Source organism: Telluria sp. ZB4P37 (assembly GCF_059685855.1).
Window position 1 is genome coordinate 18,570 of the sequence record NZ_JCASID010000016.1, and the last position, 23,939, is coordinate 42,508.

The following is a 23,939-nucleotide window of genomic DNA, read 5'->3' on the forward strand; positions in this document are numbered from 1 at the left end:
GCGGCTGCATCCAATCGACAGGAGCCTGCCATGACTACCCCGGCCTTCCGCGCGTCGTTCCCCACCCTTCCCGACGCCGGCAAACACGTGCGCGATGACGCACCACCGGACCGCAGCCGCCGGCGCCTGCTGCTCGGCGTGCCGGCCCTCTCGGGTGCGCTCGCCCTCGCGCCTTCCATGGTGTCGGCCCAGAACTGGCGTTCGGAAGGCTGGTGCGCCACCTGGGGCTGTGCACCGGCCGGGCCGCCGCCAGCGGGCAGCACCATGAGTTTCGGCGGCCAGACCGTTCGCCTGATCGTGCGCGCCAGCATTGGCGGCAGCCGCGTGCGCGTTCGCCTGTCCAACGAGATGGGCAGCACGCCCTTGACCGTCGGCGCGGCGCAGATCGGCCGCCGCAACAGCGGCGTGGCCGTGGTGGCCGGGTCCAACCACCCGCTCACTTTCGGCGGCCGCACCTCGGTCACGATCCCGGCCGGCTCGCCCGTGCTGTCCGACCCGGTTACCATGCAGGTGGCGTCATTCACCGACCTGGCCGTGAGCCTGTACTTCCCCGGCAGCGCCAGCGGCACCACGATCCACCGCGACGCCTGGCAGGCAAACTACGTGTCGACCACCGGCAATTTCGCCGCCAGCACCGTGTTCACGGTCGAGCGCACCATGGCCTCCTGGCCCTTCCTGACCGAGGTCGACGTCGACGGCGGCGCACCCGCCGTCGTGGCCATCGGCGATTCGATGACGGACGGCCAGGGCAGTTCCACCAACCTGAACCGGCGCTGGCCCGACTACCTGGCCCGGCGCGTGCAGGCCGAGCTGGGCAGCCTGGGGCGGATCGGCGTGGTCAACCGCGGGATTGCCGGCAACCGCCTGCTGGCGGACGACCCGGCCTTCCTGCTGCCCGGGCGCGAGGTGCTGGAGCGCATCGACCGCGACGTCCTGGCTACCGCCGGGGTGCGGGCCGTGATCATGCTCATCGGGATCAACGACATCGTCTACAGTTCCGGCTCGACGCTGGTGAAGGTCGACGACCTGGTCGGCGGCTACCGCCAGCTGATCGCCCGCGCCCACGCGCGCGGCGTCGCCATCCTCGGGGCCACCATGCCGCCGATGAATGGTTTCATCTACTACAACGCGGCGCGCGAAGCGGTGCGGGTGGGCACCAACAACTGGTTGCGCTCGTCGAACGAATTCGATGCCCTCATCGACTGGGACATGGCGCTGCGCAACCCGGACGCGCCGGATCGACTGCGCCTGGAGTACAACAGCCGCGACTGGCTGCACCCGAACGACGCGGGCTACCAGGCAATGGCCGGCGCGGTGCCGCTGGATGTGCTGGCGAACCTGATCGTCTGAGGCCCGGGCGCGGGCTGCCGTGTTTCCGGTCGCGCAGGGTGTGTAACACTCTGTAATACCGCGCGGCGCTCGAGGGCGAAATTTTTTATCATGGAGGAACCAGGAGGACCGCCATGAAAAAACTCATCTTTGTTACCGCATCGCTGGCCGTGCTGGCCGGTTGCGCCGCGCCCGGCCCGAACCAGTATGGCAGCCGTGCCTACGGCCAGGGTGGCGACCCGGGCCAGTGGCAAGTCGTGTCGGTGACGCCGGTGCCCCTCGGAACGGGCGCCCGCGCCGCCGCAGCCGGCGAGACCGGCACCATCACCTATGGCAGCGCGCCGGTGCTTGCCCGGCGCGAGCCGGTGTACGGCGCGCGACCGGTGTACGGGGCCAATCCGGTCTACGTGCCGCAGCCGGTGTACGTGCCGGAACCGGTGTACCAGCCTCGTTACTATTACCCGCCGGTCTCGATCGGCCTTGGCTTCAATTTCGGCCGCGGCTGGGGCCACCACCGCGGCTGGGGCGGCAGCATCGGGACGCGCTTCCCCTTCCACTACCGCCGATAACGCGGAGGAGCCGGCCACAGCCGGCTTTTTTTCGCAGTCACCGCTGCCGCGAGCCCGGCAATACGCTCAAGCAGGCCCGTGCGAGCCGAACAGATCGTGCGCATCAAGCAGCGCGTAGGCGATCTCGGGCCGTTCGTTCAGGCAGCGCCGGACCGCCGCCGGGACATTCTGGCGGGTCTTCTTGCACAGTCCCGGCTTGTCTTCCAGCACCACGATGATGCCGCGCACCGTGCGGACCTCGTTCGGTCCCGGCTCGATGCGCAGTTCGGCGCCCAGGTTCTTGTGAACCAGGGCCTGCACATGGCGCAGGTCTTCGTAGGTGGTGATGCGCTCGATGCGTTCGATGAGTTTCTGTTCCTGCAGGCGCGTCAGGGCCAGCGGCCGCTGGTCGGCCTCGGGGTCGGCCAGCACACGGCCGCGGTCGCACACGCAGGCGCCGGGCGGGCACTCGGTGCGGATGGGGAAAGCCGGTGGCGGAAGGTGTTCGCTCACGCTGTCAAGGACGGGGGTGGAGGGTCGCGGCCAATTCTACATCAGCCAGGGCCTCGAGCAGGCCGCGCATGCGCTCGTAGTGCGAGCCCTTCCAGTAGATGCGGCCACAGGCGTCGCAGGTGGTGAATTCATTCCGGGACCCGGCTACCCGTAGCGGCAGGCGCTCGAGTACCTCCTCGCGGGCCGCGGCGCGCAGTGGCAGGTTGCAGTGCAGGCAAAGCGAAAAGGGTCGCATGCCGCCGGCCAGCCGCAGCCGTCCGAACAGTTCGCGCAGCTGTCCCGGCGGGTCGATCGCATGCAGGTAGCAGCCCAGTTCCACCGTGCGGCGCTTGAGCAGTTCGCGGTCGCGCGTGAGCAGCACCCGGCCCTCCTCGCGCGCGATGCGCTCGATGTCGTCGTCCTGGTAGCCGTTGTCGTACAGCGTGTCGTAGCCGGCCATGCGCAGCAGCCGGGCCAGTGCGCCGAGGTGGGCGTCAGCCACGAAATGCAGGCACCCGGCCGGCCAGCTGCGTAGCGCCTGCAGTGGCGCAAGGTCAAGCTGGCCGAAAGCCGGATATGCGGCGATGCGATCGCCCTCGCACAGGATGCGGTCGAAGCTGCTCGATACGCCATTCACCAGCAGCAGCTCGACCTCGGTATGCGGCACGCCCAGCGCCTCGATCATGTGCTTGGTGGTGGCCGAGCGTGCGCAGGCGGTGGTGACATCGCGGCCGCGGCGCTCGCGCGGCAGGAAGTCGTTCAGTCCGTCGTAGAAGCGAAAGGTGGCGGTCACCATGGCGCGGCCAGGATGGCATCCTCGTCCAACGGCTGTCCCTCCAGGCCGTGCAGCAGGGCCAAAGCATTGGCGGTCGCCTCGCCCGAGGCGGTATTGTCGAAGATGCACCAGCAGGTCTGCCCGGCTGCGGCGCGCGCTGCCAGCACGCGCCGCACCGACTCGACGTATTCCGGCGTGTAGCGCGAATAATAGATGCGCGGGCTGCCATGCAGGCGCACATAGGTCGACTCGCTGCTGGTCGGGACGTGCGGGCCGGGCTGGCCGGCGGCCGGGTCGGCGATCACCCGCGTGATGCGACTCTCGGTCAGCAATTCGGTGGCCGCTTCCGAGAACCAGCTCGGATGACGCGCTTCGAAGGCGATGGTAGTGCCGAAGATCCCGTGCAGCTGGCGGAAGAATTCGCGCGCAGTCTCGTCGACGAAGCCGAACTTGGGTGGCAGCTGCACCAGCAGGCAGCCGAGCTTCTCGCCCAGCTCCCCGGCTTCGGACGCGAACTGCACCAGCTGCTGCTCGACCTTCTCCATGCGCGCATCGTGAGTGATCGCGCGCGGCACCTTGACCGCGAAGCGGAAGTCCTCCGGGACGCAATCGGCCCATTTGGCATAGGTGGCCGGGCGGTGCGGCCGATAGAAGGACGAGTTGATCTCCACCGCGGGAAAGCCGGCGGCGTAGCGTTCGAGGTGGCTTCCCGCGTCGGGGAACGCGGCGGCCGAGGCCTTGGGCAGGCTCCAGCCTGCGGTACCAGGCAGCAGGCGCCCGGGGGAAGGTGTGTGGTGCGTCATGTGGGTAAGCAAAGTGGCAATGGGGCGATTCTACGAAAAGCCTGGGTCTGGCGGCGCATGGCTGGCCGCGGCCGCCTGCGGCGAAACGGCGAATCGGCTTAGAATAACGGCGTCACCACAGAACCGAGGAGCCCCAGATGAGCGACCCGATCCACGTCGTCTGCCCCCAATGCGACGCCGTCAACCGCCTGGCTAAAGAGCGCCTTCCCGACGCCCCGGTGTGCGGCAAGTGCGCACAGCCGCTGTTCTCCGGCAAGCCGCTCGAGGTTGACGGCGCGCGCTTCGCGAAGCATGTCGCGCGCAACGACCTGCCGGTGCTGGTGGACTTCTGGGCCGAGTGGTGCGGGCCATGCAAGATGATGGCGCCGCATTTTGCCCAGGCTGCCGCGCGGCTGGAGCCTGGGGTGCGGCTGCTCAAGGTGGATACCGAGCGCAACCAGGACCTGTCGGCGCGCTTCGCGATCCGCAGCATCCCGACCATCGCCCTGTTCCGCGGGGGCAGCGAGATCGCGCGCCAGGCAGGCAGCATGGATGCCCGCGGCATCGCGGCCTGGGTGCAGTCGCAGCTGCCCCACGGCTAGCGCCGATCGGTTATCATTCGAGCAACTGCCGGCGCCCCGACACCGGTTTTTATCGTCCTATAACCTGGAGAACGCCATGTCCCAGCAACTCGTCCTGGAGCGCAACGTCGAGGATGCCAAGCAGTTCGCACGCATCCTGTACATCGCGCACGCCCTCACCTTCTTCTTCTCGGTCGGCACCCTGTCGATCCTGGTCCTGATCGTCAACTACGTGAAGCGTCCCGACACCCAGGGCACCATCGTGTATTCGCACCACACCTGGATGATCCGCTCGTTCTGGTGGTACCTGGTCTGGATGGTCGCCGGCGGCGCCCTGTGGATCACCCTGATCGGCATCCCGGTCGCGATGGTGGTCTGGGCCCTGGCCTGGCTGTGGATGGCCTACCGCATCATCCGCGGCTTCCTCGACCTGAACAGCAACAAGCCGATGCCGGTGTAAACCGCTGCGCAGGCAAAAAAACGGGCGCGTCAGCCAGGTTGTGAACCTGGCGACGCGCCCGTTCTATTTGAAACAGCCGGCCCGCGATACGGGCCGGCCCAGCACTTAGTAGACCGGGAAGCCGAAGCCGTCCAGGGCCTGCACACCCACCAGCGTGGCCGCAGTGGCCGCGCCGGTGCCGCCATCAAACGCTTCCGCGCCCGGCAGCGTCACCTCGAGCTTGCTCGAACCGCCCAGCAGGTTGACCCACAAGCCGGCCATGCCGCTGTCAAAGACGTCCTTGTCGGTATCCTGGCCTGGTGGCGGTGCGTCCTCGCCGTTGCCCCAGCCGTTGTTGCCGTGGCTGACCGACAGCTTGAACACATCCGATACCGACAGGCTGCCGGCCGTGCTGCCGGATGCCGCGACCTTGTCGGTTGCGGTGACGCGCACCTCGATCGTGCTGGTCGACTTGGGCGCCATGCCCGAGAAGGTGCCGGTGGCGGCATCGAACTTCAGCCACGACGGCAGGGCTGCGCCGTTGGCCAGCTTGGCCGAATAGGTCAGCGTGTCGCCCTTGTCGATGTCGGTGAAGCTGTTGGCCGCCAGCTGGAACGAGAACGCCTTGTTGAAGTTGATGTACTTGTCGGCCAGCGCTTTCGCCAGTTCCGGCGCGTCGTTGCGGCCCTGTACCGTCACGTCCATCGTCGAGGTGATCGCGCTGCGGCCGTCCATTACGGTGTACTCGAAATGATCGACCACCGAGACGCCGCGGCCCAGCGACTGCACCTTGTCGGTGGCGCTGGCCAGGGCGTAGACGAAGCTGCCGGTCGGCAGGACAGTGAACACGCCGTAGTTGCCGAAGTCGACGTCCGTCACCACGCTGAGCGAGCGGCCGCTGTCGTTCGACAGCACGTTGCCCATGGCGATGAACTGGTCTTCGGTGATCGTCACGGTATCGGCCTGCAGCACCGGCTTTTGCGCTTCGCCCTGGATGGTGATGTCCAGGTTCGCCGCCTTGCTGGTGATGCCGTCGCCGGCCTTGTAGACGAAGGTTTCGACCAGCGTCTGGCCCTGTGCCAGCGCCTTGACTGCCGCGTTCTCGCTGTTGACCACATAGCTGTAGCCGCCATCCTGCGCCAGCACGAGGGTGCCGTAGTTGCCGGCGAACGAGCCTGCCGTCGAGACCTTCAGCACGGTGCCGGTATCGACGTCGCGGTCGTTGGCCAGCACGTTGCCGGTTGCCGCCGTCTTGCCGCCCGCGCCCACCTGGGCCGCATCGGCCACCACCACCGGGGCATCGTTGGTGCCGGTGACGGTGATGTCCAGGCTGGAGACCACCTGCACGGTGCCATCGGTTGCGGTGTAGCTGAAGGATTCGACCACCTTCTCGCCCTGCGCCAGCGCCTGGACGCGGGCGGCAGAGTTATCGAGCTGGTAGGTATAGCTGCCGTCTGCGGCCAGCACCAGGCTGCCGTACTTGCCGGCGTAAGCGCCGGCGCTTGCGACCTGAAGCTGGGTGTCGGCGTCCGCGTCCTTGTCGTTGGCCAGCACGTTGCCGCTGACCGCCACGGCGCCGTCTTCGGCCACAGCGGCGGTATCGACCGTCACGCTCGGCGCATCGTTGCTGCCTGCGATCGTGACCTGCAAGACCGCATCGATCGCGGTGCTGCCATCCGTGGCGGCGTAGGTGAAGCTGTCGACCACGACCTGACCCTGCGCCAGCGACTGCACTTTCGGGTCGTCGTTGTGCAGGCGGTAGGTGTAGCTGCCATCCACAGCCAGCACCAGGGTTCCGTAGGCGCCCTCGAAGCTGCCCGGGGCGGCGACTGCCAGCTGGGTGCCGGCGTCCGCATCGCGGTCGTTGGCCAGCACGTTGCCGCTGGCATCCAGGGCGCCGTCTTCGGCCACCGAGGCCGCATCGGCGCTCACGACCGGGGCGTCATTGCTGCCGGCGATGCTGATCTTCAGCGAGGAAGCGGTCGTTGCGCTGCCGTCGGTGACGGCAAAGCCGAAGCTCTCTTCGAGCTGCTGGCCCTGGGCCAGCGCCTGGACGCGGACGTCGCCGCCGTTGAGGGTGTAGGTATAGCCGCCGTCGGCCGCGATCACCAGCGTGCCGTAGGTGCCGGCGAAGCTGCCCGGGGCGGCGACAGTCAAGACCGTGCCGGCATCGATATCGCTGTCGTTGGCCAGCACGTTGCCGCCGGTAACGACGCCTTCGCCCGCTTGCGCCACGTCGGCGCTCACGACCGGGGCATCGTTGCTGCCGGCGATGGTGACCACCAGGCGCGCGCCGGTATTGGCGATGCCATCGGTGACGGCGTAGCTGAAGGACTCCACCAGCTGCTGGCCGTGGGCCAGCGACTGGACCGCTGCGTTGCCGTTGTCCAGGGTGTAGGTGTAGCTGCCGTCGGCTGCAACCTGCAGGGTGCCGTAGGCGCCCGCATGGCTGCCCGGTGCTGCCACCGTCAAGACGGTGCCGGCGTCGCGGTCGCTGTCGTTGGCCAGCAGGTTTCCGCTGGCGGCTGCGCCGTCTTCGGCCACCTGGGCTGCGTCGCCCCCGGCGCTTGGGGCCTGGTTGGCGCGGCTCACCTTGACTTCGAGGGTCGAGGCCGCGCTGGCGATGCCGTCGGTGGCGGTGTAGTCGAAACGCTCGGTCAGCACGCTGCCGGCCGGGGCCGTCGCAATGGCGGCGTCCAGGGTGTAGGTGTAGCTGCCGTCCTGGGCCAGGACCAGGGTACCGTAGGCGCCCTTGATGCTGCCGGCATTGGCCACCTGCAGCACGGTGCCCTTGTCGATGTCGGTGTCGTTGGCCAGCACGTTGCCGGTCACGTTGGCGGCCTGGCCTTCTTCTAGCTGCGCGCTGTCGAGCGTGGCCACCGGGCCGTCGTTGCTGCCTGCGATCTGGACGTTGACCACGGCGGTCGAGGTGCGGCCCAGGTCGTCGCGGACGGTGTAGCTGAAGCTGTCCTTGAGGGTCTCGCCCTGTGCCAGTTCCTGGAAGCGCGCGCCGATATCGTACTGGACGGTGTCGCCGTTCAGGACCACGGTCGCGCCGACGGCGGAGCCGCCCACCGAGACGATGCGTGCAGCCGGATTGGTGTCGTTGGCCAGCAGGTCGGCCACGGCGATCTGCACCACGCCGCCGTCCTCGCGGGCGTTGACGCTGTCGGCGAGGGCCACCGGCACGCCGCCCAGCAGGCCGACCATGCCGGCGCGGTCGAGCGAATCCCCGTTGTCGAACACGATGCGGTTCACGCCTTCGGTCTGGCCGAGCCAACCGGTCAGCACGACGCTGTCAGCCGTGCCCTTGATGGCCAGCACCAGGTCGTTGCCGGACTGGGTCGCCACCAGGTCGCCCTGGACGATATTGGCGCCAAAGCGCAGCACGTCGGCGCCCTGGGTGTCGACGACGCGGTCGATGCCGTCGCCGCGGTTGAAGCGGTAGGTGTCGTCGCCCGTGCCACCCGACAGGACGTCGTTGCCGGCGGCGCCTGCCAGGGTGTCGTTGCCCGCTTCACCAAGCAGCGCGTTCGCGCCGGCATTGCCGGTGATGAGGTTATCCAGTTCGTTGCCGGCGCCGTCGATGGCGGCCGTACCGCCCAGGGTCAGGTTCTCGACATTGGCAGCCAGGGCGTGGGTAAGGGTTGCCAGCACCGCGTCAACGCCCTCGCCTGCCAGTTCGATGACGGAGTCGCCCGCGTCGTCGACGACATAGCTGTCGTTGCCGGCGCCGCCGCTCAGCGCGTCGGTGCCGAGGCCGCCGTCGACCGTATCGTTGCCTGCGCCTGCTTTAATGGTGTCGCTGCCGGCGCCGCCGACCAGGACGTTGGCAGCCTCGTTGCCGGTGATGGTGTTGTCCAGCGCATTGCCGGTGCCGTTGATGGCGGCAGTGCCGGTCAGGACCAGATGCTCGACGTTGGCGCCCAGGGTGTAGGTCGCGCCGGCACGCACGGTGTCGGTGCCGCCGCCCGCCAGCTCGCTGGCCACGTCGGTGCTCACGTCGACGATGAAGGTGTCGTCGCCCGCGCCGCCGGTCATGACGTCGGCGCCTGCGCCGCCGTCGATCAGGTTGGCGCCGGCATTGCCGGTGATGGCATTGGCCAGGGCGTTGCCCGTGCCGTCCAGGTCTTCGAGACCGGCCAGGACCAGGTTCTCGACGTTCGCGGCCAGTACGTAGTCGATGCTCGAGGTGACCGTATCAGTGCCCGCGTTAAGCGCTTCGACCACCAGGTCGCCGGCGTCGTCGACGATATACGCATCGTTGCCCCCGCCGCCTTGCAGGTTGTCGGCGCCCGTGCCGCCGTCCACGGTGTCGTTGCCGACGCCCGCGATCAGCGTGTCGTTGCCGGCGCCGCCGCTGAGCAGGTTGTTGCCGGCGTTGCCGGTGATCGTGTTGTCCAGCGCATTGCCGGCGCCGTTGATGTTGCCGGTGCCGGTCAGGACCAGGTTCTCGATGTTATCAAGCAGGATGTAGTTGACGCCGGCCTGCACGGTATCGAGCCCTTCGCCTTCCAGTTCCACGGTCACGTCCGCGGTGCTGTCGACGATATAGGTATCGTTGCCGCTGCCGCCGTGCATGGCGTCGGCGCCCAGGCCGCCGTTCAGGGTGTCGTTGCCGGAATCGCCGCGCAGGGTGTCGTCGCCCGCCTCGCCGTTCAGGTTGTCATTGCCCTCGCCACCGATCAGGGTGTCGGCCCCAAGGTTGCCACTGATGCTGTCGTCGCCGCCCTTGCCGTCGAGGACATTGGCGCCGGTGTTGCCGGTGATACTGTTGTTGAGCTCGTTACCGCTGCCGTTGATGTCGGCCGCACCCGTCAGGATCAGGTTCTCGACATTGTCGGTCAGGGTATAGGTGATGCTCGACTGCACCACGTCGGTGCCCGCGTTGCCGGCCTCGAGCACGATGTCGCCGCCGTTGTCGACCACATAGGTGTCGTCGCCGAGGCCGCCCGCCATGCGGTCGCTGCCCAGGCCGCCGTCGAGGCGGTCGTTGCCGGCGTCGCCGTCGAGCTGGTCGTTGCCTGCCTCGCCATGGAGGGTGTCGTTGCCGTCGCCGCCGCTGACGGTGTCGTTGCCGTCGCCGGCATTGACCGTATCGAGGCCGGCGCCGGCGCTGGTGATGTTGTTGCCGCTGTTGCCGGTAATCAAGTTATTCAGCGCGTTGCCGTGGCCGACCAGGTCGCTCGAGCCGGTCAGGACCAGGTTGTCGGCGTTGGCGGCCAGGGTGTAGTCGATGCTCGACTCGACCGTGTCCACGCCCAGGTTGACTCCTTCGTTGACCAGGTCGCCCGCATCGTCGACCACATAGGTGTCATTGCCGGCGCCGCCCGACATGGTGTCGGCCCCCAGGCCGCCGTCGAGGCGGTCGTTGCCGGCGTTATCGACCAGGGTGTCGTTGCCGAGGCCGCCGTACAGCGCATTGCTGTTGTTGTTGCCGGTGATCGTGTTGTCGAGCTCGTTACCGGTGCCGCTAGTCAAGCCATTGCCGGTCAGGGTCAGGTGCTCGACGTTGGCCGTCAGGCTGTAGTCGATGCTCGACTGCACCGTGTCGCTGCCTTCGCCGGCCACTTCGTTCACCGCGTCGCCGGCATTGTCGACCACATAGGTGTCGTCGCCGGTATTGCCGGCCATGTTGTCGGCGCCCGTGCCGCCGTTGAGGACGTCGTTGCCTTCGCCGCCGACCAGGCTGTCGTTGCCGCCGTTGCCGTTGAGCGTGTCGTTGCCGGCCAGGCCGTCCAGGCTGTTGTTGCCGCCATTGCCGTTGATCACGTTGTTCAGGACGTTGCCGGCGCCGTTCAGGTCGAGCGTGCCGGTCAGGGTCAGGTTGTCGGTATTCGAGGTCAGGGTGTAGGTGATGCCGGACTCGACCAGGTCGGTGCCCGCGCCTTCGTCTTCGCCCACCAGGTCGCCGCCATCGTTGACGACATAGGTATCGTCGCCGATGCCGCCCGCCATGCGGTCCGCGCCCGCGCCGCCGTCCAGGCGGTCGTTGCCGGCGTCGCCGTACAGGGTATCGTTGCCGCCGTCGCCATTGAGCAGGTCGTTGCCGTCGCCGCCGTTGACGGTGTCGTCGCCGTCGCCCGCATTGACCGTATCCAGGCCCGCACCGGCGTCGATGGTGTTGGCGCCGCTGTTGCCGGTAATGAGGTTGTTGAGCGCGTTGCCGCCGCCCTTCAGGTCTTGCGTGCCGCTCAGGACCAGGTTGTCGACGCCGTCGGTCAGGAGGTAGTCGATGCTCGACTGCGCCGTGTCCAGGCCGGCATTGACGCCTTCGATGACCAGGTCGCCCGCATCGTCGACCACGTAGATGTCGTTGCCGGCGCCGCCCTGCATGATGTCGGCGCCGAGGCCGCCGTCCAGCGTGTCGTTGCCGCCGTTGTCGACCAGGGTGTCCCGGCCGGCGCCGCCCAGCAGCACATTGCTGCCGCCGTTACCGGTGATGTTGTTGTCCAGTTCGTTACCGGTGGCGTTGATCGACGCAATGCCGGTCAGGGTCAGATTCTCCACCGCGGCGCCCAAAGTGTGGCTGACGCTCGCCAGCACCCGGTCGCTGCCTTCGCCATCGTTCTCGGTCGTCACGTCGCCGGCATTGTCGACCACATAGGTGTCGTCGCCGGTGCCGCCATGCAGGCTGTCCGCCCCTAGGCCGCCGTCGAGGGTGTCGTTGCCGGCCAGGCCGAACAGGGTATTCGCGGCGCTATTGCCGGTGATATTGTTGTCGAGTTCGTTACCGGTGCCATCGACGCTGACCAGGCCGGTCAGTGCCAGGTTTTCGACGTTGTCGGTCAAGGTGTAGCTGATGCTCGACTGGGTGGTGTCGGTACCGGAACCGGCCGCTTCGACCACCAGGTCGCCGGCATTGTCGACCACATAGCTGTCGTTGCCGGTGCCGCCCATCATCTGGTCCGCACCAAGGCCGCCGATCAGGCTGTCGTTGCCGGCCCCGCCGCTCAGGCTGTTGTTGCCGATGTTGCCGATGAGGACGTTATCCAGGCTGTTGCCGATGCCGTCGATGGCGGCGTCGCCCGTCAGGGTCAATTGCTCGACGTTGTCGGTCAGGGCGTAGCTGATGCTCGAGCGCACGATGTCGTTGCCGGCGCCCGCGGCTTCGCTCACGACGTCGCCCGCATCGTCGACCACATAGCTGTCGTCGCCGGCGCCGCCCTGCAGGTTGTCGGCGCCGCTGCCGCCGTCGAGTGCATCGTTGCCGGCATTGCCGACCAGGGTGTCGTTGCCGCCGCCGCCGCTCAGGGCATTGCTGCCGTTGTTGCCGGTGATGGTATTGTCTTGCGCGTTGCCGGTGCCGGCGGTGCCGCCGCTGCCCGTCAGGACCAGGCTTTCGACGTTGTCGGACAGCGTGTAGCTGACGCCCGCCTGCACTGTGTCCTTGCCCTCGTCCGCTTTTTCGACCACCACGTCGGCGCCGTTGTCCACCACATAGGTGTCGTCGCCCGCGCCCCCGATCAGGGTATCCGCACCGGCCAGTCCATTCAGGACGTTGGCGCCCGAGTTACCGGTGATCACGTTGTTGCGCGAGTTGCCAGTACCGTTGATGTCGGCCGTACCCGTCAGGGTCAGGTCGTCGGTGGTCGAGTTCAGCGTGGTGGTGACGGACGAGGTAGTGGTAGTCATCGTTTTTCCTTGTGAGCCTTCAGGCGGGCTTTCCCTAAACGCAAGTTAACTTACTATTGGGCAAGTTTAGCATGAAAGTTTCCGCATGGAAATGACTATCCACAAGCGCCACAATTATTGTTCGTTGGCAACAACCCCCGGGGCGTAAAGACGAAAAAAAACCACCCGGAAGTGGTTATTTTTTGCCAACTGGTCAAATTTAGTCGAGGCTGCCGAGTGCCTGTCCGAGGTCGGCGATCAGGTCGGCGGTGTCTTCCAGGCCGATGTTCAGGCGCACCAGCACGCCCGCATCCTGCCACCTGGCGCGCATGGCGCGGATCCGGTAAGGCATCACCAGGCTGTTCGGGCCGCCCCAGCTGTAGCCGATGCCGAACAGGGTCAAGGCGTCGACGAAGCGGTCGACCTGCTCTTCGCTGTAGCGCGGGTCGAACAGCACCGAGAACAGCCCGCCGGCGCCGGAAAAGTCGCGGCGCCAGTTGGCGTGGCCCGGGCAGTCATCGAAGGCCGGGTGCAGCACCTTCGTGATCTCAGGACGGTCCTTGAGCCAGGCGGCCACCTGGCGCGCGCCCGCGTCGTGCGCATCGAAGCGCAGCTTCATGGTCGGCAGCCCGCGCATGACTAAATAAGCATCGTGCGCGCCGACCCCGTAACCGAGGCGCATGTGGGCCTGCGCCAGCCGGTCGTTGAGTTGACGGTCGCGCGTGATGACGGCGCCCATCAACAGGTCGGCCCCGCCCGACTGGTACTTGGTCAGCGCGTGCATGACGATGTCGGCGCCGACGTCGAAGCCGCGCAGCGCCAGGCCGGCGGCCCAGGTATTGTCCAGCGCGACCAGCACGCCCTGCTCTGTCGCGGCCTGGCAGATCGCGGGCAGGTCCGGCACCTCCATCGACACCGAGCCGGGCGCCTCGGCCCAGATCAACTTCGTGTTCGGCTGGATGAGCGCCGCGATGCCGCTACCGATCATCGGGTCATAGAAACGCGCCGTGACGCCGAAGTCCTGCGACAGCCAGCGTCCCAGCTCGCGGTTCGGGTTGTAGACATTGTCCGGCAGGAGCACGTCGTCGCCGCTTTTGAGCAGCGCGAAGTCGATCATCGCGATCGCCGCCAGGCCCGAAGGCGCCAGCAGGCAGTGCTGGCCGCCTTCGATCTCGGCCAGGCGCGCTTCGAGCGTAAAGGTGGTGGGCGTGCCGTGCAGGCCGTAGGTATAGCCGGTCTTGTCCTTCCACTGGGTTGATCTCATCGCAGCCACGTTCTCGAACAGGACGGTCGAGGCGTGGTGGATCCCGGGCGGGAAGGCATCGAAGCCGGCGGGAGGCATGTAATCGCTATGGATCAGGGAGGTCTGGACCGACTTCTTCTTCATGCAATTGCGCCCTCGCGGCTACGGTTGGCTATTGAATAATCAGGCGACGCTGGCCCACAGGTCGTGGGCATCCGCCTTGGTAATGACGACGTCGATGAACTGGCCGACCGTAGGCTTGGCCTTGCCCGGAGTGAGCGAGCGCTTGATGTGGACCACGCCGTCGATTTCCGGTGCATCGGCGGCGGAACGTGCAATCGCTTCGCGCGCACCGACTTCGTCCACCAGCACGCGCATGGTGCGGCCGACCTTGGCCTGCATGCGCTTCAGGGAAATCTCTTCCTGCAGCAGCATCACGCGCGCACGGCGCTCTTCGCGCACCGCTTCCGGCACCGGATTGGCCAGCTCGTTGGCGGTCGCGCCTTCCACCGGCGAATAGGCGAAGCAGCCGAGGCGGTCGATCTGGGCTTCACGCAGGAAGTCCAGCAGGTATTCGAATTCCTCTTCGGTCTCGCCCGGGAAGCCGGCGATGAACGTCGAGCGGATGGTCAGGTCCGGGTTCATCTTGCGCCATGCCAGGATGCGGTCGAGGTTCTTCTCTCCGCTGGCCGGGCGCTTCATGCGCTTGAGCACATCCGGGTGCGCGTGCTGCATCGGGATGTCGAGGTAAGGCAGCAGGTGCCCGTCGCTCATCAAGGGAATGACCTGGTCGACGTGCGGGTAAGGATAAACATAGTGCATGCGTACCCAGGCGCCGTGCTCGCGCGCCATCGCGCGCAGGGCTTCGGCCAGCTGGGTCATGTGGGTCTTGATCGGGCGGCCCTTCCAGAACCCGAGGCGGAACTTGACGTCCACGCCGTAGGCGCTGGTGTCCTGCGAGATCACCAGCAGTTCCTTGACGCCGGCCTTGAACAGGTTTTCGGCTTCCTGCAGCACCTCGTGGATCGGGCGCGACACCAGGTCGCCGCGCATCGACGGGATGATGCAGAAGCTGCAGCGGTGGTTGCAGCCTTCGGAAATCTTCAGGTAGGCGTAGTGCTTCGGGGTGAGCTTGACGCCGGTATCCGGCACCAGATCCAGGAAGGGATTGTGCTGGGGTCTAGGCAGGTGCAGGTGGACCGATTCCATCACTTCGGTCACCGCATGCGGGCCGGTCACGGCCAGCACCTTCGGGTGCACCTTGGTGATGATGTCGTCGCCCGCCGCATCCTTCTTCGCGCCCAGGCAGCCGGTGACGATCACCTTGCCGTTTTCGGCCAGCGCCTCGCCGATCGCATCGAGCGACTCCTGCACCGCGGCGTCGATGAAGCCGCAGGTGTTGACGATCACGAGGTCGGCGCCGTCATACGAGTTGGCGGTCTGGTAGCCTTCGGCGCGCAACTGGGTCAGGATCTGCTCGGAATCGACCAGCGCCTTCGGGCAGCCGAGCGAGACGAAGCCGACCTTCGGCGCCGCCACGCCCGCGGCCGGGCTCGGAATAACGAGCGCGGCAGCGACAGCGGGAGCAACCACGGCGGCCGCGTTGGCGGTGGCGGAGTCGAGGATCGGATTACGGCGGAGTTCAGTCATGGGCGGATGCAAAGATTCTGGGCAATCCGCGATTGTACCTGAAGCAGGTGGCCGGAGGGGACCGGCGGGGAGGTTTCGCCGGCGTCCGCAACAGGGTGTGCGGGCCGCCGGGTAGCACTTGAATATTACTTCTTGTCGGTCGGCGGCGGGACGATGCCCGGGAAAGGGAAGGCGCCGAACATGGCCGCGCTCTGGCTTTGCATCTGTTCCTGCATCTGGATGAACAGGTTTTTCGACTGGTCGATATAGCTGTTCATCATGCCTTGCATCATCGGGCCCTGGACATTCATGAACTGGGTCCACATTTCCGGGCTGAAGGGCTTGCCCTCGACGGCGCCGGCCGCGCTACTGGTGAACTTGTTCTGGATGTCGGTGAAGGCCTGCACGTTCTTCTCGAGATAAGACCCCATCATGCCCTGCATGGCATGGCCGTAGTAGCGGATGATCTGCGACAGCACTGCGCTCGAGAACATCGGCGCGCCGTTGGCTTCCTCTTCCAGGATGATCTGGAGCAGGATCGCGCGGGTCAGGTCTTCGTTGCTCTTGGCATCGACCACGGTGAACTCGTCGGCGTCGAGCACCAGCTGCTTCACGTCGGTCAGGGTGATATAGGAACTGGTCTGCGTATCGTACAGACGGCGGTTCGGATACTTCTTGATCAGGCGTTCTGCACTCTTTTTCGTACTGCTCATCTCATGTCTCGTCGTTGTGCGCTGCGGCAGGGTGAACCGCGCGCTTTTTTTTGATTGGTGTCCAGAAAACCGGCTCCCGTCCTGCACCGCCGGGCCGGATATTGCCTTGCGGGACGAACAGGATCTAACCATACCACGACCCGCGCGCAGGTGCAGCAATTATTAGACTGCTCACGTTCGTGGGTGTTTTGGCAATGGAGTCGGAGTGGAGCTAGCTTGAAAATCGCCGCAAATCGTATCTATGGACTCCCCTCCTGCTTTGCTTGCCAGAAAAGTCTGGCACGCTTGGCACCATGATGCCGTTAGCAAGAGAATGGAGTCCATCGCTACGGGTTCAGTCTGCTCGGGCTTTGACGTAGCGCCCTGGGGCGGGTTCAGTTGGAACATACCGCTCATTGCCTGCAACTGCAGGCGCCGGCACATCCGCCCCGCCATTCTGCGCCAGGAACTTCGCCCACTCCAGCCACCAGCTACCCTTGTGCTCGAGCGCCCCAGCCATCCACGCCTCGGCCGTCTTCGGCCGCTGCTTGCCGGTTTTCTCGTTGACCCAATAGCTGCGCTTGCCCTTCGACGCCGGATTGATCACCCCCGCGATATGCCCCGATGCGCCCAGCACGTAGCGATTGGCTTTCGGATTCTTTGGGTTGAGCAAATCCATCGACGCAAACGCCCCTTCCCAGGGAACGATATGGTCTTCCTTCGAGCCGTACAGGAAGACCGGCGCATCGATCGCGCCCAGGTCGACCGGCACGCCGCAAACGGTCAAGGCACCCGGCACCCGGAGCTTGTTTTCGAGGTAGGTATTGCGCAGGTACCAGCAGAACATCGGACCCGGCAGATTGGTGCTGTCGGCATTCCAGTACAACAGGTCGAAGGCCGGCGGTTCCTTGCCCTTGAGGTAGTTCTGCTGCACGTAATTCCACACCAGGTCGTTCGGGCGCAGGGCGGAGAAGGTGGTGGCCAGGTCGCGGCCCGGCATCAGGCCGCCCTTGGCCAGCTTCTGCTCGCGCTGGGCCACCTGGGTTTCGTCCACGAATACTTCGAGTACGCCGGTGTCGGAGAAGTCGAGCAGCGTCGTCAGCAGCGAGACGCTGGCCGCCGGCTGCTGGCCGCGCGCCGCCAGCACGGCCAGCGCGGTGGCAGCGATGGTGCCACCCACGCAGAAGCCGAATACATGGGTTTTTTCCTGGCCTGTGATCTCGCGCACTACCTCGATCGCCTTGATCGCGCCCGTCTCGACGAAATCGTCCCAGGTGGTATGCCCGAGCGACTGGTCCGGGTTGCGCCACGAAACCATGAACACGGTATTGCCCTGCTCCACCACGTAGCGCACCAGCGAGTTTTCCGGCTGCAGGTCGAGGATGTAGAACTTGTTGATGCATGGCGGGATCATCAGGAGCGGCACCGCCTTCACGGTCGGCGTGGCCGGAGTGTACTGGATCAGCTGGAACAGCTCGTTCTCGAACACCACCTGACCCGCCGAATTGCCGACATTGCGGCCCACTTCGAAGGCCGATTCGTCGGTCTGCGAGATGCGCCCCTTTTGCATGTCCGACAGCATGTTGGTCAAGCCCTTGGCCAGGCTCTCGCCCTTGGTCTCGAGCAGCTTCTTCTGCGCTTCCGGATTCGTCGCGAAGAAATTGGCCGGCGACATGGCGTCGACCATCTGCTGCACCGCGAAGCGGATCTTCTGGCGCTCGCGCGGGGCGGCTTCGACGGCATCGGCCAAGGCGAGCATGAACTGCGAATTGAGCAAATACGACGCCGCCGAGAAGGCCGACAGCGGGTTCTCCTGCCATTCGGAGGCCGAGAAGCGCTTGTCGTGCAGCTCGGGCTTCTTGCCGACCACGAAGTCCTGCCACAGCTGGCCGGCTTTTTTCAGGTAGTCGTCACGGATGCTTTCCAGCTTTGCCGGCGGGATCCCGGCCCCGGCATCCTTCAGGAGGGCGGCCAGCGGATTGCCGCCGTTCATCGTCGGGGCCATAGCCGGCATCGACTGCGGCATCATCTGGGGAAACTTCGTCCAGCCCTGCCAGACCGTCGGGTCGGCGAACTGGGACATCCAGGTGGCGGCGAAAGCTTGGGGGTCGGGCATGTTCATGTGAGCGTCCGTTGGTAGAATCAGCGTAATACGTCAATGAGAAGAACAAATTATGTGGATCGTCGCAGTTGCATGGATATATGTGGTCGCCCTGATGGCAGCAACCGAGCCGAGCATCGTGCACGGGCTTATGACCTTCCTCTGCTATTGCGTACTGCCATTATCCATTGTTTTTTATCTCACAGGTTCAAAACGACGACGCGCGCGCCGCGAAGCGCTCGCGCGACAAGGCGATGGGTCGGTGCCGATTGGCACGCCGGAGACAACGGTGCCGCCGTTTAAGGCCGGCAAGGCAGGGGCTGGGGATGGGGGCAGAGTCGATGGTGACGCCGATGGCGGGGGCGATGGCGGAGGTGGCGGCGACTAAGCGCCGCCCTGTCGCCTTATCTAATCCAGATCAAACTGGCCTGGCGGCCAGTGACATGGTCGCGCCGGTAGGAATAAAAGCGTTCCGGCGCCGTGGCCGTGCACAGGCCGCCGCCGTGGATGCGTGTGATGCCGTCGCGCGCCAGCATCAGGCGCGCCAGGGCGCCCATGTCGGCCCAAAATTTTGCCGGTTGGTCAAATTTTGGCGCAAAGGCTGCCAGCGTTGCTTCGCCGGGCAGCGCCGCCGTGAAAGCCTCCACCACGTCCTTACCCACCTCGAAGGCAGCCGGCCCAATGGCCGGCCCCAGCCAGGCAGTGATCTCGCCGGCGCCCGCGGCACGCATCGCGCGCACCGTTTCGCCCAGCACCCCGCCCGCCAAACCGCGCCAGCCGGCATGGGCTGCGCCCACCACCTTGCCCTCGAGATCGGCGAACAGCACCGGCAGGCAATCGGCCGTCATCACCGCGCACACCAGGCCGGCGCTCGAGGCAACGCTGGCGTCGCCGGTGCGCAGCGGCTGGTCCGGGCCGACGCTGCTTGCGTCGACCACGTCGGCACCATGCACTTGCGCGATCCACGCCGGGCGGCCCGGCAGGAAGACTTGCAGGCGCTCGCGGTTGACGTGCACGGCCTCCGGATCGTCGCCGCAGTGCAGGCCCAGGTTCAGGCCGCCGCCACCCCTGCCGTCATCGTAAGGCCCCGTGCTGACCCCGCCCGCGCGGCCGGTCGCCAGCGCGCCAATGGAGGCAGGCAGGTCGGGCCAGTCCGGCCAGACCAGTGCGGCAGGGCTCAAGGACGCCATCAGTCTTCGGCGTTCTCGTCGCCCGGCTCGGGTATCCCGGCACGTGCGATCAGTTCCGCGAAATCGGCCGCCAGCGGCACCGTCCACTCGCATTGCTCGCCGGTGGCCGGGTGTACCAGGCCGAGGCGGCGCGCCTGCAGCGCCTGGCGGTGGAAGACCGGGGTCAGGTGCTGTTTGCCATAGGTCGAATCGCCGATCAGCGCAAAGCCCAGGTGCTGCATGTGCACACGGATCTGGTGGGTGCGGCCGGTTTCCAGGTTACAACGCACCAGCGAGACCGGGCGGCGGTCCAGCGTGCCGGTGGACACCAGCTTGTAGTGGGTGATCGCCGGCTTGGAGAACGGGCTCGACGAGACCGCCATCTTGATGCGGTCTTTCGGGTGACGGCCCATGCCGGCATCGATCGTGCCGCGCAGGCGCGGCGTGCCCCACACCAGGGCAAAGTATTCGCGCTTGACGGTGCGCGCCTGCAGCTGGCGCACCAGGTCGGTCTGCGCAGCCAGGGTCTTGCCGACCACCATCAGGCCACTGGTGTCCTTGTCGAGGCGGTGCACGATGCCGGCGCGCGGCACGCCCACCAGCTGCGGAGCGTGGTGCAGCAGGCCGTTGAGCAGGGTGCCCGACCAGTTGCCGGCGCCCGGGTGCACGACCAGTCCGGCCGGCTTGTTGACCACCAGAATGTCGTCGTCTTCATAGACGATATCGAGCTCCATGGCTTCCGGCGTGAAGGCCGTGTCTTCCGGCGCGGCCTGCGGTTCGATGACCACAGTCTCGTCGCCGTAGGCGGTGTCCTTGCCGCGCGCGGTCTTGCCGTCGACCTTGACGAAGCCGGCCTCGAACCACAGCTGCAAGCGGGCGCGCGAGAATTGCGGCACCAGGCCCGCGATCACCTTGTCGAGACGCTGGCCGCAGACCTCCGGCGTCAGGTGCAGGGTGATCGGCGACGCGTCGATGCCTTGCGGAGCGAGCTCGAAGCCGCCCTCCAGGTCATCGTCCAGGAGCGTGTCCAGGTCAGGGTCAAAAGGCATTTCCGCCGAATTCGGCGCAGGAGTTAATATCACGTGAGTCCCATCGGCTATAATCAGCCGTTCGTTGAATCTAGGTAAAACTTTCTTGCAAAGAGCTATGCAAAAAAAATTGTCTGTGTTGGTTGCCGCTTGTGCCTTTGTCGGCCTGTCCGCGTGCAGTATGCTGCCGGAACGGTCCGATGACACCAAAAACTGGTCAGCGGAGAAATTATACGCTGAGGCGCGCGATGAGATGAATGGCGGCCACTATGAAGCGGCAATCAAGCTGTTCGAGCGGCTTGAATCGAACTATCCGTTCGGCACCTATGCCGCGCAGGCGCAGATGGAAATCGCCTACGCCCATTACAAGGCCCAGGACCAGGCCGAGGCCCTGGCCGCGGTCGAGCGCTTCATCAAGCTCCACCCGAACCACCCGCAGGTGGACTATATGTACTACCTGCGCGGCCTGATCAACTTCAACGACCAGTTGGGCTTCCTGAGCTTCATCTATTCGCAGGATCCGACCGAGCGCGACCCGAAAGCCACGCGCGAAGCCTTCGCCGCCTTCAAGGTCCTGGTCGATAAGTTCCCGAACAGTAAGTATGCGCCGGACTCGATCTCGCGCATGAACTATCTGGTCAATGCGATGGCCCAGTACGAAGTGCACGTGGCGAATTACTACTACCGCCGCGGCGCCTTCCTGGCTTCGCTCAACCGCGCCCAGGCTGCGGTGCAGGACTACACCGACGCCCCGGCGCGCGAAGAAGCCCTGTTCCTCATGATCCGCGCCTACGACAAGCTCGGCATGCCGGTGCTGCGCGACGACACCCAGCGTGTCTTCGTGGTCAACTACCCGAACAGCCGCTTCCTGAATCCGAACGCGACCGGTGACGCGCCGTGGTGGAAGTTCTGGGCCAAGTCGGGTCCGAAGCCGTCGCCGAAAGACGCGCTGTAAGAAGTCTGCGAAGGGCGCGGCCGGCAGCGACCGGACCGCGCCATCTCTTCATTCTGCCCGGCGGCGGAACACCCAGTTGCGCTCGTTTGATGCCGCAGGCTCGAAGGCATAGCCGTCGACGTCGAAACCCTTGAGTTTCTCCGGATCCTTGATGGCATGCTGGGCCGCATGGCGCGCCATCAGGCCGCGTGCGCGCTTGGCGAAGAACGAGATGATCTTGTACTTGCCATTCTTCCAGTCCTCGAACACCGGCGTGATGACGGGTACATCGAGCAGCCTGGGCTTGACCGACTTGAAGTATTCTTCCGAAGCCATGTTGACCAGCGCCTTCGCCTTCGCATCTGCAATCTGCCGGTTCAGGGCGTCCGTTACGCTGTCGCCCCAGAACGCATACAGGTTGCTGCCGCGCGCATTCGGCAGGCGCGTGCCCATCTCCAGCCGATAGGGATGCATGCGGTCCAGCGGCCGCAGCAGGCCGTACAGGCCCGAAAGGATGCGCAGGTGGCGCTGGGCGTAGTCGAGTTCTTTCGCGCCGAATGTGCGGGCATCGAGGCCGCCATATACGTCGCCATCGAAGGACATGATCGCCTGGCGCGCCTTGGCGTGGTCTTCGTCCCAGTGGGCGTAGCGCGAGACGTTGAGCATGGCCAGGTTATCGGACAAGTCCATCAGTTCGGCTATTCTGGCCGGCGAACAGGCGCGCAGCACATCGATCAGCTCGCCGGCCTGCGGGATGAATTCGGGCGTGGAGTGCTTCCTGGTGGTGCTTGGGGAATCGAGGTCGAGGGATTTTGCAGGCGACAGGACTATCAGCATTGTTTCAAACAGCTTTACGCAGTAATTTCGAAGAAAATATTTCCGCCATGATACCCGTTCCAAGCAAACCCATCGTCATCGACACCAATGTCTGCCTCGACCTGTTCGTGTTCCGCGACCCGCGCTGGGCTGATTTGCTCGGCGCGCTGGAATCAGGCGAGGCGCAGGCCGTGACGCGCGCCGACTGCCGCGACGAATACCTGGCAGTGCTGCGCTACCCGCACCTGCCGCTGGACGAGGCCTCGCGCGCCGAGGCGGCCGCGCGTTTCGACGCCCTCTTGCGGGTGGTGGCGCCCGACGCCAAGCACGTGCGCCTGCCGGTCTGCACCGACCGCGACGACCAGAAATTCCTGGAACTGGCGCGCGACGCCGGCGCCACGGTCTTGATCACCAAGGACAAGGCCTTGCTCAAGCTGAACCGGCGCACGACCCGCGAAGGCATGTTCCGCATCATGCTGCCCGAAGCCTGGCTCAAGGCCAGGGTGAGTGAACAACAAGCCGGCGCGCTAGAATAGCCGCATCGTCTTCAGTCCTTCATGCCATGACCCCTCCCGTACTGCGCACCCGCCTGCCCCAGGTCGGCACCACCGTCTTCACCCGGATGTCCCAGCTGGCCCTCGAACACCGCGCCGTCAACCTGGGCCAGGGCTTTCCCGATTTCGATTGCGACCCGAAACTGGTCGACCTCGTGAACGACGCCATGCGCGCAGGCCACAACCAGTATCCCTTCATGGCGGGCGTGCCGGCGCTGCGCGAAGCGATCGCCGCCAAGATTCAAGCCCTGTATGGCCGCCGCTACGACGTGGCCAGCGAGATCACCGTCACCACCGGCGCCTCGCAGGCAATCCAGTCCGCGATCCTGTGCAGCGTGCACCCGGGCGACGAAGTGATCGTGATCGAGCCGGCCTATGATTGCTACCTGCCGGCGATTGCCCTGGCGGGCGGCGTGGCCGTGCCGGTCGCGATGCGCCTCGGCGACGCCGGCTACAGCGTGCCCTGGGATGCGGTAGCCGCCGCCGTCACGCCGCGCACGCGCATGGTGGTAATCAACTCGCCGCACAATCCGACCGGCTCGATCCTGCGCGCCGCCGACCTGGAAGCACTGGCCGGCATCGTGGCAGGCACCGACATCCTGGTGCTTTCGGACGAGGTCTACGAGCACATGGTGTTCGACGGCGAACGCCACGAATCGGTGGCGCGGCATCCCGTGCTGGCCGAGCGGGCGTTTGTCATCTCGAGCTTCGGCAAGACCTACCACGTCACCGGCTGGAAGGTCGGCTACGTCGCGGCGCCGGCAGCGCTCATGACGGAATTTCGCAAGGTCCACCAGTACAACGTGTTCACGGTGAATACGCCGATGCAGCACGGGATCGCGGCCTACATGGCAGACCCGCAACCCTACCTCGATTTGCCGGCGTTCTATCAGAAGAAGCGCGATGCGTTCCGCGCCGGGCTGGCCGCTTCGCGCTTCGAATTGCTGCCGTCGGATGGGACCTACTTCCAGTGCGTGCGTTATGGCGCCATCTCGGACCTGCCGGAAGCTGAGTTTGCAACGTGGCTGACGGTGGAAGCGAAAGTGGCGGCGATTCCGGTGTCGGCGTTTTACAGCCGGCCGACGGATTCAAGGATCGTGCGCTTTTGTTTTGCGAAGAAGGATGAGACGCTGGAGCAGGCGCTGGAAAGCCTCTCGCGCCTGTAAGGCCGGCATCACGCTATCCCGTAGCGTCGGCAGGAAACCCGCCCACG

19 protein-coding genes are annotated in these 23,939 nt (G+C 65.9%); 8 read left to right on the plus strand and 11 right to left on the minus strand.

All coding sequences use genetic code 11. The features are described from left to right. The first annotated feature begins 30 nt into the window (after positions 1–30). Both AC56K1_RS19895 and AC56K1_RS19900 read left to right on the plus strand, forming a co-directional pair. Entirely contained in the window at positions 31–1,350 is a 1,320-nt protein-coding gene (locus AC56K1_RS19895) for an SGNH/GDSL hydrolase family protein (protein WP_497159523.1), read from the plus strand. 113 nt (positions 1,351–1,463) lie between these two features. Further along, positions 1,464–1,898 (plus strand): hypothetical protein, encoded by a 435-nt coding sequence (locus AC56K1_RS19900; protein ID WP_497159524.1) that lies wholly within the window; start codon positions 1,464–1,466, stop codon positions 1,896–1,898. Between the two features lie 66 nt (positions 1,899–1,964). Here AC56K1_RS19900 and AC56K1_RS19905 read toward each other — a convergent pair whose 3' ends face one another. The 3 genes from AC56K1_RS19905 to AC56K1_RS19915 are packed head-to-tail and all read right to left on the minus strand — an operon-like array spanning position 1,965 to position 3,947. Continuing rightward, positions 1,965–2,390, minus strand: a complete 426-nt coding sequence (locus AC56K1_RS19905) for a hypothetical protein (RefSeq protein ID WP_497159525.1) — start codon at positions 2,388–2,390, stop codon at positions 1,965–1,967. A gap of 4 nt (positions 2,391–2,394) precedes the next feature. Continuing rightward, positions 2,395–3,165 carry a Mut7-C RNAse domain-containing protein gene (locus tag AC56K1_RS19910; protein ID WP_497159526.1) on the minus strand — a complete coding sequence of 257 codons (771 nt, stop codon included), beginning with the start codon at positions 3,163–3,165 and terminating at the stop codon, positions 2,395–2,397. Further along, positions 3,159–3,947 (minus strand): DUF72 domain-containing protein, encoded by a 789-nt coding sequence (locus tag AC56K1_RS19915; RefSeq protein ID WP_497159527.1) that lies wholly within the window; start codon positions 3,945–3,947, stop codon positions 3,159–3,161. The genes AC56K1_RS19910 and AC56K1_RS19915 overlap by 7 nt, the downstream gene beginning before the upstream one ends. A 137-nt stretch (positions 3,948–4,084) precedes the next feature. Here AC56K1_RS19915 and trxC point away from each other — a divergent pair, with 137 nt between their 5' ends. Together trxC and AC56K1_RS19925 are read left to right on the plus strand one after the other, a co-directional pair. Further along, positions 4,085–4,528, plus strand: coding sequence for a thioredoxin TrxC (gene trxC, locus AC56K1_RS19920; RefSeq protein ID WP_497159528.1), 444 nt, complete (start codon positions 4,085–4,087; stop codon positions 4,526–4,528). A 76-nt stretch (positions 4,529–4,604) separates the two neighbouring features. After that, positions 4,605–4,967 carry a DUF4870 family protein gene (locus AC56K1_RS19925; protein ID WP_497159529.1) on the plus strand — a complete coding sequence of 121 codons (363 nt, stop codon included), beginning with the start codon at positions 4,605–4,607 and terminating at the stop codon, positions 4,965–4,967. Between the two features lie 105 nt (positions 4,968–5,072). On the opposite strand, the gene AC56K1_RS19930 is transcribed toward AC56K1_RS19925, so the two are convergent. The 5 genes from AC56K1_RS19930 to phaC form a co-directional block, all read right to left on the minus strand. Then, the gene (locus AC56K1_RS19930) at positions 5,073–12,581 is read right to left on the minus strand and encodes a beta strand repeat-containing protein (RefSeq protein WP_497159530.1); all 7,509 of its coding nucleotides are present in this window, start codon (positions 12,579–12,581) and stop codon (positions 5,073–5,075) included. 199 nt (positions 12,582–12,780) lie between these two features. Further along, positions 12,781–13,947: a cystathionine beta-lyase gene (locus AC56K1_RS19935; RefSeq protein ID WP_497159531.1), complete on the minus strand. Its 1,167-nt coding sequence runs from the start codon at positions 13,945–13,947 to the stop codon at positions 12,781–12,783. A 39-nt stretch (positions 13,948–13,986) separates the two neighbouring features. After that, positions 13,987–15,453, minus strand: coding sequence for a 30S ribosomal protein S12 methylthiotransferase RimO (gene rimO, locus AC56K1_RS19940; RefSeq protein WP_497159532.1), 1,467 nt, complete (start codon positions 15,451–15,453; stop codon positions 13,987–13,989). 125 nt (positions 15,454–15,578) lie between these two features. Continuing rightward, positions 15,579–16,145 carry a polyhydroxyalkanoate synthesis repressor PhaR gene (gene phaR / locus AC56K1_RS19945; RefSeq protein WP_497159533.1) on the minus strand — a complete coding sequence of 189 codons (567 nt, stop codon included), beginning with the start codon at positions 16,143–16,145 and terminating at the stop codon, positions 15,579–15,581. 334 nt (positions 16,146–16,479) lie between these two features. Continuing rightward, positions 16,480–18,246, minus strand: a complete 1,767-nt coding sequence (gene phaC, locus AC56K1_RS19950) for a class I poly(R)-hydroxyalkanoic acid synthase (RefSeq protein ID WP_497159534.1) — start codon at positions 18,244–18,246, stop codon at positions 16,480–16,482. Positions 18,247–18,298: 52 nt separating this feature from the next. Between phaC and AC56K1_RS19955 the strand changes: the two genes are divergently transcribed. Next, the gene (locus tag AC56K1_RS19955; protein WP_497159535.1) at positions 18,299–18,613 is read left to right on the plus strand and encodes a hypothetical protein; all 315 of its coding nucleotides are present in this window, start codon (positions 18,299–18,301) and stop codon (positions 18,611–18,613) included. 16 nt (positions 18,614–18,629) lie between these two features. Here the strand turns inward: AC56K1_RS19955 and pgeF are convergent, their stop codons facing one another. Beyond that, positions 18,630–19,415, minus strand: a complete 786-nt coding sequence (pgeF, locus tag AC56K1_RS19960) for a peptidoglycan editing factor PgeF (protein WP_497159536.1) — start codon at positions 19,413–19,415, stop codon at positions 18,630–18,632. Then, positions 19,415–20,443, minus strand: a complete 1,029-nt coding sequence (locus AC56K1_RS19965; RefSeq protein WP_497159537.1) for an RluA family pseudouridine synthase — start codon at positions 20,441–20,443, stop codon at positions 19,415–19,417. The genes pgeF and AC56K1_RS19965 overlap by 1 nt, the downstream gene beginning before the upstream one ends. 97 nt (positions 20,444–20,540) lie before the next feature. Here AC56K1_RS19965 and AC56K1_RS19970 point away from each other — a divergent pair, with 97 nt between their 5' ends. Continuing rightward, positions 20,541–21,377: an outer membrane protein assembly factor BamD gene (locus AC56K1_RS19970; RefSeq protein WP_497159538.1), complete on the plus strand. Its 837-nt coding sequence runs from the start codon at positions 20,541–20,543 to the stop codon at positions 21,375–21,377. A 48-nt stretch (positions 21,378–21,425) separates the two neighbouring features. Here the strand turns inward: AC56K1_RS19970 and yaaA are convergent, their stop codons facing one another. Continuing rightward, complete coding sequence (gene yaaA, locus AC56K1_RS19975) at positions 21,426–22,193, minus strand: peroxide stress protein YaaA (RefSeq protein ID WP_497159539.1); 768 nt, start codon at positions 22,191–22,193, stop codon at positions 21,426–21,428. 47 nt (positions 22,194–22,240) lie between these two features. Here yaaA and AC56K1_RS19980 point away from each other — a divergent pair, with 47 nt between their 5' ends. Together AC56K1_RS19980 and AC56K1_RS19985 are read left to right on the plus strand one after the other, a co-directional pair. After that, on the plus strand, positions 22,241–22,708 hold the full coding sequence (locus tag AC56K1_RS19980; protein ID WP_497159540.1) for a putative toxin-antitoxin system toxin component, PIN family: 468 nt from the start codon (positions 22,241–22,243) through the stop codon (positions 22,706–22,708). Between the two features lie 26 nt (positions 22,709–22,734). Continuing rightward, complete coding sequence (locus AC56K1_RS19985) at positions 22,735–23,892, plus strand: pyridoxal phosphate-dependent aminotransferase (RefSeq protein WP_497159541.1); 1,158 nt, start codon at positions 22,735–22,737, stop codon at positions 23,890–23,892. The last annotated feature ends 47 nt before the right edge of the window (positions 23,893–23,939 follow it).